The organism is Aporhodopirellula aestuarii (assembly GCF_023701485.1).
Classification (GTDB): Bacteria; Planctomycetota; Planctomycetia; order Pirellulales; family Pirellulaceae; genus Rhodopirellula; species Rhodopirellula aestuarii.
The window spans coordinates 1-17,839 of sequence record NZ_JAMQBK010000105.1 but is presented as its reverse complement, the minus strand read 5'-3'; the positions used below and the strand labels follow the sequence as shown (position 1 = coordinate 17,839).

At 57.6% G+C, this 17,839-nt stretch carries 7 protein-coding genes; 2 read left to right on the top strand and 5 right to left on the bottom strand.

Going from position 1 to position 17,839, the window contains the following annotated elements; translation table 11 throughout:
- Positions 1–314 precede the first annotated feature (314 nt).
- Positions 315–1,319, bottom strand: coding sequence for a sugar phosphate isomerase/epimerase family protein (locus NB063_RS29995; RefSeq protein ID WP_250933117.1), 1,005 nt, complete (start codon positions 1,317–1,319; stop codon positions 315–317).
- A gap of 331 nt (positions 1,320–1,650) precedes the next feature.
- On the opposite strand from NB063_RS29995, the gene NB063_RS29990 reads away from it, so the two are divergent.
- Positions 1,651–1,959, top strand: coding sequence for a hypothetical protein (locus tag NB063_RS29990; RefSeq protein WP_250933115.1), 309 nt, complete (start codon positions 1,651–1,653; stop codon positions 1,957–1,959).
- 136 nt (positions 1,960–2,095) lie between these two features.
- On the opposite strand, the gene NB063_RS29985 is transcribed toward NB063_RS29990, so the two are convergent.
- The 4 genes from NB063_RS29985 to NB063_RS29970 all read right to left on the bottom strand — a co-directional run bounded on the left by NB063_RS29985 (position 2,096) and on the right by NB063_RS29970 (position 9,289).
- A complete protein-coding gene (locus tag NB063_RS29985; protein ID WP_250933112.1) occupies positions 2,096–4,528 on the bottom strand; it encodes a site-2 protease family protein in 2,433 nt (810 codons plus the stop codon).
- Positions 4,510–6,174 carry an efflux RND transporter periplasmic adaptor subunit gene (locus NB063_RS29980; protein ID WP_250933110.1) on the bottom strand — a complete coding sequence of 555 codons (1,665 nt, stop codon included), beginning with the start codon at positions 6,172–6,174 and terminating at the stop codon, positions 4,510–4,512. The genes NB063_RS29985 and NB063_RS29980 overlap by 19 nt, the downstream gene beginning before the upstream one ends.
- 71 nt (positions 6,175–6,245) lie before the next feature.
- Entirely contained in the window at positions 6,246–7,157 is a 912-nt protein-coding gene (locus NB063_RS29975; protein ID WP_250933108.1) for an efflux RND transporter periplasmic adaptor subunit, read from the bottom strand.
- Positions 7,154–9,289: a TolC family protein gene (locus NB063_RS29970; RefSeq protein WP_250933106.1), complete on the bottom strand. Its 2,136-nt coding sequence runs from the start codon at positions 9,287–9,289 to the stop codon at positions 7,154–7,156. Before NB063_RS29970 ends, NB063_RS29975 begins: the two co-directional genes overlap by 4 nt.
- Before the next feature lie 322 nt (positions 9,290–9,611).
- Between NB063_RS29970 and NB063_RS29965 the strand changes: the two genes are divergently transcribed.
- Positions 9,612–17,839, top strand: an 8,228-nt coding sequence (locus tag NB063_RS29965; RefSeq protein ID WP_250933104.1) for a DUF4347 domain-containing protein, incomplete at its 3' end; no start/stop codon positions are given.

Sequence of the window (17,839 nt, the reverse complement as noted above, 5' to 3'; positions counted from 1 at the left end):
CCAAGGTCACGAGCAATAGGACGATCATGCCGCCATCGATAACATGACTAAGCAGGTATGCAGGAATCATCTGGCGAAACTGCCGCGAACTGTAGGCCGGACCGAGGCTTTGCGAGTTCCGGCATTCACTTGCTCAATCGTGCTGGAACTGCGTCGCTTAGGCTCCTGGGTCCGGCCTACGCCGAACCGATCACGATCAGCGGAATTGTCGTTATACCGAATCACTTCTAGGTACCTGCTAAAAAGCGACGCCGTAACAGGCGTCGCCAAAATTACCCTGCAACCATTGCGTTGGGGGATTCTTGCGAAATCCGCTACTGGGCTTCTTTGTCGAACGCACCGTCAAAGGCGACGTTCGACGGTGAGAAGTCGAGCTTCTTCGTGAACGCACAGGCTTCGCGGGCACCAAACGTACGCTCCATCCCGCAATCTTCCCATTCGATCGACAGCGGACCTTGGTAATCGATCACGTTGAGGGCGCGGATGATTTCTTCGAAATTCACGCCGCCGCGACCTGGGCTGCGGAAATCCCAACCGCGACGTGCGTCGCCAAAGTTCAGATGGCTGCAGTTGATTCCCGACTTGCCATCGAGCGTCACGATCGCGTCTTTGATGTGGACGTGATAGATACGGTCAGGGAACGCACGAATGAATTGCACAGGATCGATGCCCTGCCAAATCAAGTGACTCGGGTCAAAGTTGAAACCGAATTCGGGACGATAGTCGAGTGCTTCGAGAGCCTTTTCCGCGGTGTAGATATCGAACGCGATCTCGGTCGGGTGCACTTCCAATGCGTAGCGAACGCCGCACTGACCGAACACGTCGAGGATCGGATTGAAACGCTCGGCGAGCAATTCGAACCCCGCGTCGAGCATCTTTTGCGGAACGGGTGGGAACGAATACAGCAGATGCCAGATGCTGCTACCGGTGAAGCCATTGACGACATCAACACCGAACTTTTGTGCCGCGCGAGCGGTATTGGCGAGCTCTTCGGCCGCCCGTTCGTTAACGCCCGCCGGGTCTCCATCTCCCCAAACGTAGTCAGGCAGAATCGCTTTGTGACGTTCGTCGATGTTGTCGAGCACGGCTTGGCCGACGAGGTGAGCACTGATCGCCCGGCACTGTAGATTGTTTTTCTCCAGCAACGCGTGGTGCTTGTCACAGTAATCATCTTCCTCCAACGCGCGGGCGACTTCGAAGTGATCGCCCCAACAGGCCAATTCAATACCGTCGTAGCCAAAATCGGCTGTCATGGCAGCCATTTCTTCGATCGGCAAATCGGCCCACTGACCGGTGAAGAGAGTTACGGGGCGAGGCATTGAGGGGCTCCAGAGAAAGGAAATGGACTTGGTAGACAGAAACGCCGTGAGGCGATCATTTTGCGCCAAATACACGTGTAAGGGCAATCAGGGGCTGATTTGCTTTCCCTGAACCATCGCGTCCCGTTGTCGCCAACGACCGTTTGAATTTCACGCTTTACCCCCAATATTTTCCCGCGTCGGAAGAATCCTCTCAAATTTTTTGACTCGCGGCGCCCCGCTAACCCTATCTCGCGACCTAGATGACCCGGTAGGATCTATCTTATGGGGGTGGACGATCTTCACGGAAGATTCGCCCCGCGGACTTCTTCTCAAACGATCTACGGCTGTGATGACCCGGATTTTAATGACAACGCTGTTTGGACTCGCGCTCTGTTTCGAGTGGGGATGCCAAACGCAAACAGAGCCCCTCGAATCGGATGAAAAAAAGCCGCGTAACGTGCTCGAGGACGCCACCCCTGAGGAAATTTCCGCTGTTCGGAAAATGATCGAGGATGAAGACGCGAGAATGCTCGAGGCCTACGAATCGCAAGAGTTTTTCGACGATATGTCACGCCACGAGTCTCCCGCAAATCAAGAATCCGCAGAACTGGATGACGACACCGACTCGCTAGAAATGCCGAGCGATTCGGCAGAATAAGAGAAAAGGCTAAACAGATCAGCCGGAGTCATCGCGTGCAACAGACGATTGGGTGTTAGCCAAGCATCCGACGCGCAACCGCGTCGAATACGTCTACGGCTCGCGAGAACACAGACAATGAAGCCTGTGTGCCCGCTTAGGTGCCTCCCAACCACATCCAAAAGCGACGTGCCAACGACCGCTTGTCTTGAAGCGCCAGATCGCCGACCTCGCCACAACGGACCGCGTCCGCTTTGCTGGGCGGCAATTCCACGATCGCTTCGAACCGCGGTGCGATCCACTCGATCGTTTGCCCGCCGGTTTTGGATTCCGCCGCTGGCGCGACCGGCACCGGTCCACCGGAGGTTGCCGCGAGTGCGGGATGCGACACTGTGACGCTACCTCGGGGCCGCATCGGCGTGGGAACGATGTCAATCCATTGGCCGCCGCGGAAGCAAACCCGCAGAGCATGACCTTTGGCGACGGCGTCATGGTAGGCCTTCATTTCCGACTCACCGATCGACAATAACAACTCTTTGTTTGATCGCTTTCCGATCCGCGTCAGTTCTTCGCCGACGGAGACGTAGCGGCCTTCAAGTTCATGAAATTGCGGCGTCAAAATTTCCCCGTCGCGAGTCGCCTTCACTTTCATCCCGGCGACTTGTTCCTCAAGCTCACTCAGTTTGCGCTGCAAAATCTCGCTGCGCCGCATCGATGCCTCCGCCAAGCCGAGAGATTCGTTACGTTCGTTTCGTTGCCACTCGATCGACTCGGCCTCCAACTGAAAGCGAATTTCATCCCGCTCAACTTCGAGCTCATCGTTTTCGATTTCCAACACAACTTCGCCCGCGCGAACGACGTCGCCGGTGCACCAGTAAACGTGTCGCACAAAACCGCTCGCCGGCGACCGAAGAACTTGCTCACCCGAGAACCTCGCCACGACAGGGACCTCGACGACCATTGGTGACGGCAACGTCAAAAAGAACTGGCCGATCGTTCCAACCGTCAACGCGACCCAGGCGATGCGACGGCGGTGTGAACCACGAGAGAATCCGGGCCCCGTTCCTTCATACGTCCAGATTCGGTAACACCATCGTGTCGCTGGCAATACTGCCCATAACAAAAGTGCACAGGCGGCGACCAGCAATCCGACCGGCCCGGCCCACATCGAGACGACGATCACCAAACCGCCCATCCAAATGAATTGGAACACGATCGATGCCGCCGCATGCGAGGCCGCAAACGTACGACGCCACCCCGACAAGTGACTCGTGTGGCCGCCAATACCAAACAGATGGGATTCGATCCGCCCCCCCACCAATTTGCGGCCTTGCTCACGTAGATTCGGAATATTAACGAGATCCGAGACGACGTAGTAACCGTCCAAACGCAGCAACGGGTTTGCATTGACCAGCAATGTTGCGGGTCCGGCGATAAAGAAGATCTGCGCCGCAACATGCGCGATCAGTCCACCGGGAAACATCCACCAAACCCACACCGCGACGCTGGCGCAGATCAACTCCAAGTACACGCCGCCGAGTGCAATGGCAACCCGTGATTGCCACCGCGGCAATTTCCACGCGTCGGTGACGTCGACGTAGGCCAGCGGCGCAAACATGAAAAACATCACCCCGGCACGCCCCACCCGCACGCCGTGATGCGCCGCCATGCAAGCGTGGCCCAATTCATGGATCACCTTGAGCCCGGCCCATACGAGGATCATCATGAACCACTGATCCGAGGCGAACACCCGCATCAACTCAGCGCTCAGACGTCCGTATTCGGTTGCCGCCAGTAGCATCGAAAGATTGATACTGGCCACCGTGGCGGCCATCAAATATCCGCCCAGCAACGGACGAACCCATGGCAACACTCGCTGCGCCAGCGGTTGTGCATGAACGAGCGGGAATCGCAAGCTGATCACGTAACCACACCAGGTCAACACCGTGGCCAACAGCGGAGCGGTATCGCTCTTTGCCGGTTGGGCCGCTGCGGCGGGTGGCTCATTAGCCGCAGATGGCGTCGTTTCGTTTGACACCGAATCAAACGACGACTCCGCCGAAGGCACCGCCGCGTCCGCCGTCGGTTCGGTCGCGGATTGGCTCGCCGGTCCAGGAACCTGGGCGATCGCGATTTTCTGAGCAACGAGAACGCCAACGAAGTCCGCTACGTCTTGTGGCGTCCAATCCAACCCATCTTCTTCGAGTTGTTTCAACACGTCGCTGATCGTGCGTGTCCCGTCGAGCAGCGTCGCCACATGATGCTCAGCCGCCCCGAACTGAAAATGCGTCCCGGTTCCCGAATGGACACAGCGGGCCATCGAAACGCCAGCAATCTTAATTGGGGTGAATTCCACATCGGGATCGATCCGAATTTTTGCCGGCGGCGCAGGCGTCGGCTGTTCCGGTTTCAAGGCCGTGGCCGGTTTCGCGTCCTCATCTTCGTTCGGTAACTGCTCCGGCGCAGCGGCAGGTAGCACCGACCAAGCCGACCGGTTGAAGAACGAACCGCTGGGGTTGCCGTCACCCGAACCTGGCAATCCATGTCCCTCGGGATCTGGAATGTTGGGCGTCACCATCCGATCACCCATCCGATCTTACGCAGTGGGATGCGAACCCATTTCCATACCCAAGGCCGCGTCGGCCCGAGCACAACCGCTTCGCCTCGCATCCCAACTCTCAGATTGGAGTCGAATGACGTGGAGGCAACCGACGATTCCGTTCCGTACAACGCCGAATTCCCCTCGGTGCTCGCCTCATGGTCGGATCCGGATGCTTCCTCCGTGGTCGGCATGGGTGTTTTGGCGATGAACACATTTTCGTCATCACGAATTGTTGCCGACGGCCAGATCGACGAAACACGGGACCGGTACGCGACCCGGCCAATCGCCGGGAAATAGAACTCGACGGGTGCGTGGGTATCGACAAATCCGATTTCCACTTCAGGAATTTCGAGTTCGATTTCAAGACTCCCGGTGGGTGCAATTTCCAACAAGGTTTGCCCCATTTCGAGAGGCGTGCCGAGCGAGTGGTGCAGATCCCCTTGAATCACGACGCCATCGATCGGGCTAGCGACGACCAATTGGTTGAGCCGTCGCGAGATCAAGTCACGACGTCGCAACAACGATTTCCGTTTCAGTCCCGCCAATTGCGCCTGTGCGATCTGGCCATGAGCCAACCCGATATCTTCGTCCTTGGTCGCCTCGGCAATCTCAGCATTGATCGCTTCGAGTTCGATCCGGAGTGGACGTCCATCGAGTTCGAGTAGGGGCATGCCTTTGGTCACGTGGTCGCCCGGTTGAACGTGAGCGACCAACAACGTCGCATCAATCGGCGCCGCGACACGGCGCGCGTTCATGGCGGTGACCGTTGCCGACGCGGGGATCCGATACGCGACCGGAATGCATGCGAGCATCAACACGGACAACACGACAATCCCGACGATTCCGCGTCTTGACCACCACCGAGCCAGGATGCTGGCGACGCGGCCGAGTTTTCCCGACACCGGACGGCTAAAGAACACCGTCGCCGTCGTCGTCAATACTTCGCTGGGAACCATTGCGGCGAATTGCTGCAGTTCATCGTTCGTTTCCTGCGGCGGACGGATCCAAACCATCCCGAATGGCTGCGCACGTTTCGATGCGTCGGATTCGGAAACGGAAGCTGCGTCGTCCATCTTCTCGCGGCTCGCATCTGGCGTGAGTTCTAACACCAGATTGGCCGACTCCCAGCGGATCGCTGTTTCGGCTTCTTCGCCTGGACTCTTTTCGAAACGAGTCTTTAGCGATTGGTAAATCGAGTTGTCGGCACCGAGCCAACCGAGTCGCGAATCGAGCAAACGCACGAGACGTCTTGAGCGCCCCGATTTCGCATCTTCGCGATCTCCCCATCCGAACCGAACGGTATGATCGGGCAACATTTCAAGTAAGCGGGTAACCAACCACTGCGCCGCATTTTCGCGATCCTGAGATGCCGCCATCCCGCTGATTAACGGGTGCCACAGAATTGCAAATTGACGCGACGCCATTGATGCCGACGCGCGTAACGCAACCAAATCAGGATCCTTCGCACCGGCCGGCGATTTCCTGACCGCTTGTGCAGCACGAGCGGCATCCGCAGGCCGACTCCCGGCCTTAACGTTTTCACTGACACCGCCATCCCCGTACACAAACGGTGCCAAGGGCGGGTCGGTCACCGCTCTCGGATCGTCGCTCGCGATAGGTGATGTTGGATTCATATCTCGTATTCGTCAGAGTATTCGTAGGATGGCTGGAATTAAAACCGTGGTTCGGTTGAGGGACGTCTCTTCTAACGCCACTGAGGACCTTTCATTGCCGCCTGCCCCGGAGGCTGTTGCGGGAGCGATTGGCCGGGCGTGATTCGCATCGACAAACGATCGCCCGGACGAAGGACGTGATCCGGGTTTGGAATCGCGACGCGAATCAACACCGTTCCACTTTCACCATTGATCGCAGGTGCGACCGAGTCGATCTCGGCGTCCACCGTTTGCCGTGCGGCGCGGAAATAAACTTGTGCGGCCAACCCAGGTTGCATCGTGAACGACGCTTCGGCGGGAACATTGAACACACCGATCAACACATCAGTGCGGATCAGTCTCACAATTGCCGAATTCCCGGGAGTCACGGCGTCCCCGGCATCGAGCCTTTTACCAGCGACGACGCCATCGAAGGGTGCCCGAATCTGCCGTTGTTCGACTTGCAATTGCAAACGATTCAGTTCAGTCCCGCGAAGCCGCTTTTGCTCAATTGCGATTTGCAACCGAGCCTTGGCGACATCCAGTTCCATCGTCGCCCGCCGCAGTTCTTCCGAACCTGCCATGCGATCGTTGTGAAGCGACCGCAATTGTTCGACTCGATACTCCTGCAATGAAACAGCCGCTTCGGCGGATTTGATTTCGCCGTCCATCATCGATTGCATCTTCGCGACCTCAGCCGCCGCACGTTGGATGCGGTCATCCAATTGAGCAAGTAAGTCGCCCTCTTTGACGAGTTGACCAAGCTGCACGGGGACATCCACCAACTGGCCAAATTCATCCGTACTGACTTCGACGTCGTGGATGGCTTCGGCAAACCCTTCAAAGCTGGAGTGGGTCAGCACCTCAGGATCGCTCGCCAGCGCAGGCGGCGTCAATGACAACGTCCCGGCGCAGATGCAAAGCAATGCGGTTCCAATAAGATAGCGATTCGCAATTAAGCTCATGGGTCGAATCCTTCGTTTGGTAGGTCTTCGCGGTCAGGCTCGATCAGCTGCGAGTCCCAGATCAGTGATTGTGCGGGTGGCAATTCTTCCCCATCGCTGTGCAGAGTTGGGCTGGTCCATGTTTCCAGGGGCAGCAACTGCTCGTCGATCGGCGCGGTTTGCAAGATGTCGATGTCGGTGCTTTGGCATGAGCGCGTCGGTTCGATGCCCTCGCGAATTAGGAACGTTCCCATCGCCTGTTGCAGTGCAACGAGTTCGAGGATGTAACTGACTTGCGCGGTCACATAGGACTGCTCCGCCTCGGTACGGCGTTTTTGGGTTTCGAGGAGATCTTCCAAAATCAACGCCGTCGGTCCACCGTCACCGGCGAGCGTCGTCCAACGCCTCGTAGCGATCTCTTCTTCCCGAACCGCTGCGGCGAGCGTGGCGGCTTTACTGCGGCGCAGTTCCGCACCGGCGTTGACGCGGATGACCGACGACTCGATTTCACGTCGAGCGGTCAACAACGCGTCCCTCAATTCATCGCTGCGTTGTTGATATCGCAGTCGTGCTTCGCGATTACGGCTTTTGGCCGCGCGACGTCCCCACGGCAAATTGTAAGTCAACGCCGCGGTAACCCCAGGGCCACCATCGGAGTATTGGTTGATCCACGATTGGCCGATGTTGTTGTTCGCACTGAGTCCTGCGAGGTACGCCTCGATCACCGCGTTAAGTCGGGGCAGCAGCTCATTACGGGTTACGTCAACTTCCAGCCCCGCGGCAGCGACTTGCTGCGTCGCCGCTTGGATGTCTCCCCGATATTCGAGCCCGCGTACGATACAATCCCGCACGTTGAGTTCTTCTTCCGGAAGATTCGGCTGTGCCGTCGGAATCAACTCGATCGAATCGTCCAACGACGTCAGCATCGGACTGCCGACGAGTGTTTTCAATCGCACTTGCAATCGCCGAACCTCGGCGCGCAGCTCAATCAGGCGATCGTTATCCGCCGCGAGTCGACGCGTGACTTTGATCCGTTGCAACGGTCCTGAATCGAAATCTCCGCGGGCCATCACGATCTCGCCAATCTGCTGCCCGCGTTCGATCAACGCCAGTTGCTGAACGTAGTGGCTTCGCCGCTCATGCAATCGCCAAAACGTCGTGAGCGTTTCAACGAGATGGCTCTCGAGGTCGAGTCGCAATTGCTGCCACGCGATCCGACTATCGATCGAAGCTGCCGTCACCAATCGCGTGTTGTAGACGCGTCCGCTCGTCGCCATCAGCGGTTGCGTGATGCTGACGTTGAGCCGCGAATTGCCTTGATGAGCGGGCTCAAAGAACGTGCTATTGCTGGTCAGTGTGCCAACCTCTTGGCTCACGTCGATGATCGTGCCCTGCCTAGTCGATTGTCGCAAACCGGCATTGGCCGTCCACGAGTCTTGAATCAAACGTGGCGGACCACCCGTGGTCAGCTTGCTACCGACGGGATCGTTCACCCGATCGATACCGGTCTCCAACAAGATCGCCGGATCAAATGCGGCATCCTGCTGGATAATCTTCTCGTACGCGATCGAAGTTCGATTGGTAATCGCCGAAATCCGCGGGCTCGATTGCAACGTGTCTGATAACAACGTTGCAATATCGAACTGCAGGTAGTTCGGCGAATCGAGTAGATAGCCGTGCACCTTCGGTTGCCACCAAGGTGGGTCGCCGGATACCAATCGGGTTTCAATATCGGCTTCAGTCTGCTCGTTTGGCAGACTCCACTGGTTGCTTTCCGGATCCTTCGCGAGAACCGTTTCAACCGGTCGTGGAGTAGACGATTCCTTTTCCGAAACCACCTTGAGAAACTCGGCAAAAGACGGATCGGACTGCCCGCTGGGCTGATCCACCGTGCTCGATTTCTGCCAATATTTCGCGTCTGAGACACCACTCGGCTGCGATGACGTTTCCGACAGTAAACCGGAATCGGCTGCGCCCGCCCCAGGCGCCGTCCAATATCCAGTCAAAACTGTCGCCGAAACGGCGAGCGCGGCCACTGCCGTCCGGGCGAAGCTTCGTTTGAGCACGTTCGCACGCATCCCCATCGCGACTTGTAACAATCGTAACAGTCGCAATCGAAGGCGTTGGCGGCGAGTGTGCTTTGGGCGAAGCATCCCTGTCCGGTCGAATTGGTGATCGAAATTGGTAACAACGCGAGTGAATCCGTAACGATTCGCCTCGAGTCACGAGCATCTACGCGCAAACATTCCACGCTGGTGCGGAACGGAGGCACGACTGTTCTCTGTCTTCGGAGCTTTGAGGGGGTCTGGTTGCAACGATGATTCCGAAATGTCTGTCGGAAACCAAAGTGACGGGTCGTTTTTGGAACTTCCGGCAATCATCCCCCAATCCTCACAGTCGCCCCATTTAACGCCTGTTCACCATTCACTCATTTCACGGAGAAGATATGCCGTTTAGTCAATTGGGGTAAAACTTATGACTAAACGCAACTTTCATTTCTTCCGACTGGAAGATCGCGTGCTTCTTTCTGGGGAGGGGATCGATCCTGCGCTCGAATTGATTCCTGACAGCGAGACGATCGCCGATTTGCAGTCGGACATTGATGCGTTGCAGTCCGACATTGATGCGATCGAAGCGGCCGTGCTGGCCGCTGCTGGGCAAGCACCTCCGAGCGAACTGGTAGGCAATGAAATAGACGATTCGATTGCGGAGGTCGTCGATCCGGCAGACGGACCAGCGGCGTTGGATCCGGCGCGGCCGATCGAAGTCGTCTTTGTTGATGCGTCGGTCGAAGATAGCGACACACTGATCGCGGGCCTTCGCGACGCTTCTGAGGACGGTACGCAGTGGTTGGTCGTGGGTTTACGCAGTGATTCCGACGGCATCACTCAAATCACGCAAACGCTGTCGGATCTATCCGGCGTTGATGCGATTCATCTCCTCTCAGACGGCGACAGCGAAGGCATCCGGCTGGGCAGCGTGAAACTCGACCAGGCGTCGTCGCTGATGCACGCGGGCGAGATCGCGGCTTGGGGCAATTCGCTTGACGCCGGCGCCGACCTTTTGATTTACGGCAGCAATCTGGCGAGTACGGCGGATGGCCGCACGCTGATCGACTCGCTCGCCGCGTTATGTGATTGCGACGTCGCGGCGAGTGTCGACGCTACCGGAAGCTCGTTGCTCGGCGGCGATTGGGATTTGGAGTACTCGACCGGAAACATCGAAACACAAATCGCCGTTTCCTCTGACGTGCACGCCGACTGGCTTCACGTGCTCGATTCGACAACGGCCATCGATTCCAATCAGGCGGGTGAAACAGGGGCCAGCCCGCTCCGTCACGAGATCGTGTTTGTCGACACGGCGACTCAAGGCTACCAACAACTCGTTGACGACTTGCTCGCCAATCAAGATGGGACTCGGTATTTCGACGTCGTCTTATTGGATCAGTCTCGCGATGGCATCGAGCAAATTAGCGAAACGTTGAGAGGCCAATACAACGTGGACGCCGTCCACATTGTGTCCCACGGAACCGACGGAGCGGTCAGGCTCGGCGACACGTGGCTCACCACCGACAACCTCGCCGCCTATGAGAACCAGCTGCGTGATTGGGCGAGTGCGTTTTCGGACGATGGCGACCTGCTGCTCTACGGCTGCGATTTGGCCGCGAGTCCTGGAGGGATCCAGCTGGTTGACCAACTGAGCGTTTTAACCGGTACCGATATTGCCGCCAGCACGAACCTCACCGGGTACGCGCCATTCGGTGGTGATTGGCAGTTGGAATACGAAGCCGGTCAGGTTGAAACGCTTGTGTTCGCCAGTTCTGACTTACAGGAGCAATGGGTCGGGCTGATGAGCGTTGCGATTGACGCGACTTCGACAGGCACGAGCACCGGTGGGAACTTCTCCATCTCACACACGACGTCGGGCACCGATCGCCTGATGCTTGTCGGCGTCTCTTTGAACAAGGGGGTTGGCAATGCAGTCACCTCGGTCACCTACAACGGCAGTAATCTCACTCTCGAAGGCACACAATCCAATGGCGACGCCGTCGTCTACATCTGGTCATTGGTGAATCCCAGCTTGGGAACACACAACGTTGACATCACTTTTAACGGCACAACGGATGGCAATACCGCCGGCGTGATGACGTTTACGGGAGTCGATCAATCGACACCATTGGGTGCGTTTGCCTCGGGGGCGGCCGCATCCGGCGGCACCGGCTCGGTCACGGTGTCATCGGCCCCCGGCGACTTGGTGTTTGCCGCGATCGCGGTGGATGACGTGACGGACTACAACTTGGTTCCCGGCGCGGGTCAGACCGAACACTGGGACCTCCTCGGCGGCGGTGACATCAACGGCGGCGGAAGCACCGAGGCCGGTGCGACCTCGGTGGTCATGGACTGGACCTGGTCCGGAAGCGACAACTGGGCGGCCGGCGGGATCTCAATTCACGAAGCCACCAATACCGCACCCACGCTTGATGCCTCCCAGAGTCCCGCGTTTGATCCAATCACCGAAGACGCGGGGGCTCCCTCGGGAGCGGTCGGAACGTTGATATCCGATTTGGTCGACTTTGCCTCGCCGAGCGGTCAGGTTGACAACGTCACCGACCCCGACTCCGGCGCAGAGCTCGGTATCGCCGTCACGGGAACCAATGCCGCCGACGGAACTTGGTACTACACAATCGACAACGGTTCCAATTGGCTTGCCGTCGGAACTCGCTCGGACACAAGCGCCCTGCTACTCGAGGCCGACGCCAACACACGGCTCTATTTCCAACCCAATGCGAATTACAGCGGCACCATCGCCGATGCCATCACGTTCCGGGCTTGGGATCAAACCAGTGGTAGCAACGGAACGCTCGCCGATACGACGGCCGGCGGATCGTCGGCAAATGACACATTCACCGCAGCGTCCAATGTGGCTGTCACCGCCCACACGCCGGACAGCGGAACGGGGTGGACCGAAATCTATGACACGAGCTCAGCCACGACCGATGCAACCATCGACGCATCGTTAGACATCGTTCACGGTGGTTCAGACGAAAACGACGTGGGGCAGGCTTACACGCTCGGTCCCGCTCCCACGGGCGCCGATCAGGCGATTAGTTTCACGCTGTCCGCAATCGACACCTCCAATGGCACCAAGCCCGTCGGTGTCTTCGGACGACTGGTGGACAATGACAATTTCTACTACTTGCAGATCCTTCCCAATGATCATGCCGAAGACAGCCTTCAACTTTCGAAGCTTGTGGGCGGCGTTCGGACGGTATTGGCAAGCATCGATCTAACGATCTCCGCTTCGGACACGTTTAAGTTAGAAATCACCGACGGCGCCAAGAAGATCTACCGCAATGGAAGCGAAGTCCTCAGTTCGGCGGACAACACGCTGACCGCCAGTGGAAACTGGGGCATGTATTTCGGTGATTTCAACGGAGTCTCGGGAGGTGGCCATCTTCGCCCCACGTGGGGCATCGACAACTTCTTAGCCGAAAATCTCTCCGCCCCGACCGCATTCTCGACCGAAACGGATACGGCCTCGCTTGTCGTTACCGCAGTCAATGACGCACCCGTATTGACGCCGTACACGCCGACCTACAACGCAACCGAAGACGGAGCCCCATTCACAACGAGCGTTTCTGTCTTCATCGGATCGAGTGTCACCGACGCGGATACGGGAGCATCCAAAGGGGTTGCTGTTACCGGCGTGAGCGGTGGCGGTGCGACTCTGAGATACAGCCTCGACGGTGGAACGACGTGGCTCAATTTTAGCTCGCCCTCAGAAAGCAATGCTCTGCTATTGCGATCCACGGATCTGATCCGATTCACGCCGGCGACCGACACCGGCGGGACACTCAACGTTCAATACCGAGCTTGGGACCAAACCAGCGGAACTGCGGGCAGCACCGCCGACACGACGTCCAACGGGGGCACGACCGCATTCAGCACGGCGTCGGACCAAATCACCATCAATACCGCATCGGTTCAAGATGCCCCCATTGCGGTCGACGACCATCACGGAATCTCGTTCGATGGTGTTGATGATTATGTCAATTTGGGAAGCGACACGGATCTCGTCTTCACCAACACGATGACGATGGAGTTGTGGGCCCGCCCCACGGCGTATCCGGCGTCCGCTAGCATCCTGCTGAACAAAGAAGGTGAATATGAAATCGGGATCTCATCGACCGGCAACCTGATGTGGGCCTTCGCCAACACCACCCCGGGCTGGAGCTGGCATGACACGGGCCATGTCCTGCAACTCAACGAGTGGGCGCACATCTCCGTCACCTATGACAATGGCACGATCAACACCTACGTCAACGGGCATGTCGTCGAGACATACAGTGGCTCAGGGGCGATTGGCGATGTGTATCTAGGAATGAACGACTTGCGAGTGGCGAGTCGCGAAAACAATCCCGCCGGGCAATTCTTTTCCGGTGAAATTGACGACGTACGACTCTGGAATACCGTTCGTACGCAAACGGAAATCCAAAACAATCTCGACACCACCCTGGCTGGAAATGAAACAGGATTGGCGGGCTACTGGAACTTCAACGAAGGTGCCGGTGTCGCCGTCAATGACTTGACCGGCAACTCCGTCAACGGCACGCTGACCGGCGGCCCCACATGGACCGGTTTTTCCACCGACCAGAACACAGCGATCAACATCGCGGTGGGCAGCGGTGTTCTGAGCAATGATGTTGACGTCGACGGCGACACGCTGACGGTCAGCCAGGTGCAGGGTTCGGCTGCGAACGTCGGTAGCCCCATCATGATCGGATCGGGTGCCTTGGTTACCGTCAACGCAAATGGCAGTTTTGACTACGATCCCAACGGCGCGTTTGATTATCTCGCGGCCGGCGAGACCGGGACCGACACGTTTCGCTACACAATCAGTGACGGCAACGGCAACACCGATACTGCTACCGTGACGATCACCGTCACCGGAGCCGACGATGCCCCGACAATTGTTGCGGCCTCCGATTTGGATGACGCAGCAAATGAGCTGATCGATTTCGAAGGTGGCGATGACACGATCACGCTCTCGGGATTGCCCGTCAACACCGCCGCAGGAACCGATGTGACCGTCGAGTTCTGGATGAATTGGGATGGCGTCGAAAACGTGATGCCGTTTGGGTTCGGGTCCTACGACTTGTATCTCTCGGGAGGCAATTTTGGCTTCAATACCGGCAACTCAGACGTCTACGGCATTAGCAGCGCGGGATTGGCTAATGGATGGCATCATGTCACCGCTATTTTTCGCAATGGCGACGCCACTGGCAGCCGCTTGATCATCGATGGCGTTGAACAAACGATGACTCAGCGGATGGCCACGCCCAACAATGGGTCCGCATTTGCGGCATCGAACGCTCAGATAGCAGGTTGGACCCTCGACAACTCTTACAAATTCGATGGACAAATCGATCAAGTTCGCATCTGGAATGGCGGTCGCAGCGAAACACAAGTCCGCGCCGACATGCATCAGGAACTCTCCGGGCCACAAACCGGTCTGGTCGCCGCGTACTCGTTCACCGGCGCCACCACGGGAGCGGGCGGCGTGATCGATGACAGCGGCAACGGTCATCATGGCACGATGGGCGGGATGACAGCGGCGAACGTGATCACCGGAAGCGGCTTTGCAAACCTAGGCGATCAAACCGTTAACGAAGATGATCTGGTTACGTTGCAAGTCTCGGCGTTTGATCCGGAAAACAGTGCATTAACTTACACGTGGACTCAAACCTCGGGTCCCGCCGTCACGCTGAGTGATGCCAATGCGGAAAAGCCAACCTTCACGGCAACCGAGCAAGTCGGTAACTATCAAGTCGTCTTTACCGTCGACGCGTACGACGGAACAAGCACCACGACCGAGACGGTCACGATCACGGTTAACGCGGTCAATGACGACCCAACCAACCCGGGCGGATTGCCGACTGATCTCGCGGTCACCGAAGACGTTAGCAGCAACATCGATCTGTCACAGATGAACCTGAGTGATGTCGACCATAACGGCGGCAATCTGACGGTGACCTTGACCACGTCAACGGGTGGAAATTTGACGGCCGCAACTGGCGGAGGCGTGACCGTACTCGGCAGTGGCAGCGGGACGCTGACATTGACCGGGACCCTAGCGAACCTGAACGCCTACATCGATATCGCCAGCAACGTCAAGTATCTGCACTCCACCGCGAATTCAAGCGGCGGGAACGTCGATACGATCAATGTCAAAGTCAATGACAATGGCAATACCGGATCGGGTGGCGGCAGCGACATCGATCTGGGTACGGTCAACGTCGACATCACCAACGTGAATGACGCCCCGGTACTCGACAACACCGGTACCATGACGCTGCCGACGATCACCAAACTGCAGACGAATAATGGTGGTGTGGATGTGGCGACGCTGATCGCCAGCGCGAGTGGTGATCGAATCACGGATGCTGATAGCGGAGCACTGGAAGGGATTGCGATTACAACATTGGCCAGTGGTAACGGCACTTGGCAATATTCCGTCAATGGTGGAGCCTCCTGGAACGCGATCGGGACGGTGTCCAGCGCCTCAGCTCTTTTGCTATCATCCAACGATCTGGTGCGTTTTGTGCCCAATGGCAGCAGTGGGACGACGGCCAACTTTGATTTCCACGCTTGGGATCAAACTAGTGGTACAGCGGGAACGAAAGTCGATGTCTCGACACGGGGTGGTGCGACTTCATTCAGTACTGCCAGCGAGCGGGCCGATATCACCGTCACGAACGTCAACGCCGCACCAGAACTGGACAACAGCAAAACTCCAGTGTTGACGACGACCAATGAGGATGCAGGGGCACCCGGCGTTGGGTCCGGTACGCTGATTTCGTCGCTCGTCGATTTCGCGACGCCATCGGGGCAAGTCGACAACGTCACGGACGCAGACAGCGGCGCCGGTTTGGGAATCGCAATCACGGGTGCCGATACTACCAACGGAACGTGGTTCTACTCGATTGACAACGGCAGCTCGTGGAGCGCACTGGGCGCGGTCAGCGATTCAAACGCACGTTTGCTGGCGGCCGATGCGAATACTCGGCTGTATTTCCAGGCCGATGCGGACTACCACGGCACCGTTGCCAACGCGATCACTTTCCGTGCATGGGATCAGACTAGCGGGACCAATGGTGGGACAGTGATCGTGCCTGATAGCACGGAAACACTTCTAGACAGCTTCAACAGTACGTCGTATAGCCTCAACGCTGGAACGCAATCCTGGAGTACGAGCTGGGTGGATTCACAAGATGCGGATCCCACTTCCGGCGGAATCAAAGTCAAGTCAACGTCGCAAACCCTGCAGGTAAGTCCAAACGCTGCGGGATTAAATATCTATCGCGAAGCGGATCTCAGCGGAGCGGGTTCCGCTACGTTTTCGTTTGATTTTGACGCCAGCGCACTTACTGCGTCCGCACGAATAGACGTTCAAGTCTCGGGGAACGGTGGTTCCACGTACACAACTTTATACTCCTTCACCTCAGCGGATGCCTCGGGAACACAATCCTACGACATCACCTCCTATATCTCTTCGGACACGAGGGTCCGTTTCTATGTTGCCGGAGTCCAAAGTTCGCCCCCTCAAAGTATGACATTCGACGATGTCCAGATTGCCTATTCATCAACAGCGGGCGGTACCACGGCCTTTTCCACGGCGACCGACACCGCCAGTATCGTGGTCACTCCCGTCGCTGATACGCCGTCGGTAACCACTGCGACCACCGATGAGGACACCCAGTCGACGGGCGGACTGGTGATCATTCGCAACGCTGCCGACGGTGCCGAAGTGACTCACTACAAAGTCACCGGCATCGCGGACGGAACGCTTTATAAGAACGACGGCGTGACCGAGATCACCGACGGTTCATTCATCACGGTCGCCGAAGGAACCGCGGGCCTGAAATTCACTCCCGACGCTGATTTCAACGGCACCGGCAACTTCACGGTCCAGGCCTCGACGTCCAACAACGACTCCGGCCTCGGCGGCGGCACCACGGTTGCCAACGTCACCGTGGACGCGGTCAATGACGCACCGGTGATTACCGGCGGCCCCGATTCCATTGGTCTGACCGAAACAGATGCCGGTCTAACGGGAAGCGGCTCATTCACCGTCAGTGACGTCGACACCACTGACAACGTCACGGCAGCCGTTGATTCGGTAACCGTTGGCGGAACGGGGGCGGGCAGCGTGCCCGTCACGTTGGACAACAGCACGTTGCATAGCTTTTTGTCTGTCACGCCTACCGCCATCCTCGATGGAACCGAGAACAGCGCCACCCTTACCTGGAACTTCAACAGCGGTAGTGAAGCGTTCAACTTCCTGGCTACCGGCGAAACCTTGATCCTGACCTACACCGTCAGTGCCACCGATGACGACGGCACGCCACTGAGCGATACCGAAACGGTCACGGTGACAATCACCGGAACCAATGATGCGCCGGTGATCGGTTCCAACGGCGGTGGGCCCAGCGCGGCCATCAATGTCGATGAGCACACGGCAGCCGTTACCACCGTCACGTCAACTGATGTCGATAGTTCAGCCGCGACCTATACCATCAGCGGTGTGGATGCGGGGTTGTTCTCGATCGGTGGAACATCCGGAGTTTTGACGTTTACGGCCGCACCTGACTATGAAACTCCGCTCGATTTTGACGAAGACAATGTTTACGAAGTCACCGTGCA

Bases quoted from the DNA above. Each gene is read 5' to 3' on its own strand.
- NB063_RS29985 (WP_250933112.1), bottom strand. From the start codon at position 4,528: ATGGGTGATCGGATGGTGACGCCCAACATTCCAGATCCCGAGGGACAT.
- NB063_RS29980 (WP_250933110.1), bottom strand. From the start codon at position 6,174: ATGAATCCAACATCACCTATCGCGAGCGACGATCCGAGAGCGGTGACC.
- NB063_RS29995 (WP_250933117.1), bottom strand. From the start codon at position 1,319: ATGCCTCGCCCCGTAACTCTCTTCACCGGTCAGTGGGCCGATTTGCCG.
- NB063_RS29990 (WP_250933115.1), top strand. From the start codon at position 1,651: ATGACCCGGATTTTAATGACAACGCTGTTTGGACTCGCGCTCTGTTTC.
- NB063_RS29970 (WP_250933106.1), bottom strand. From the start codon at position 9,289: ATGCTTCGCCCAAAGCACACTCGCCGCCAACGCCTTCGATTGCGACTG.
- NB063_RS29975 (WP_250933108.1), bottom strand. From the start codon at position 7,157: ATGAGCTTAATTGCGAATCGCTATCTTATTGGAACCGCATTGCTTTGC.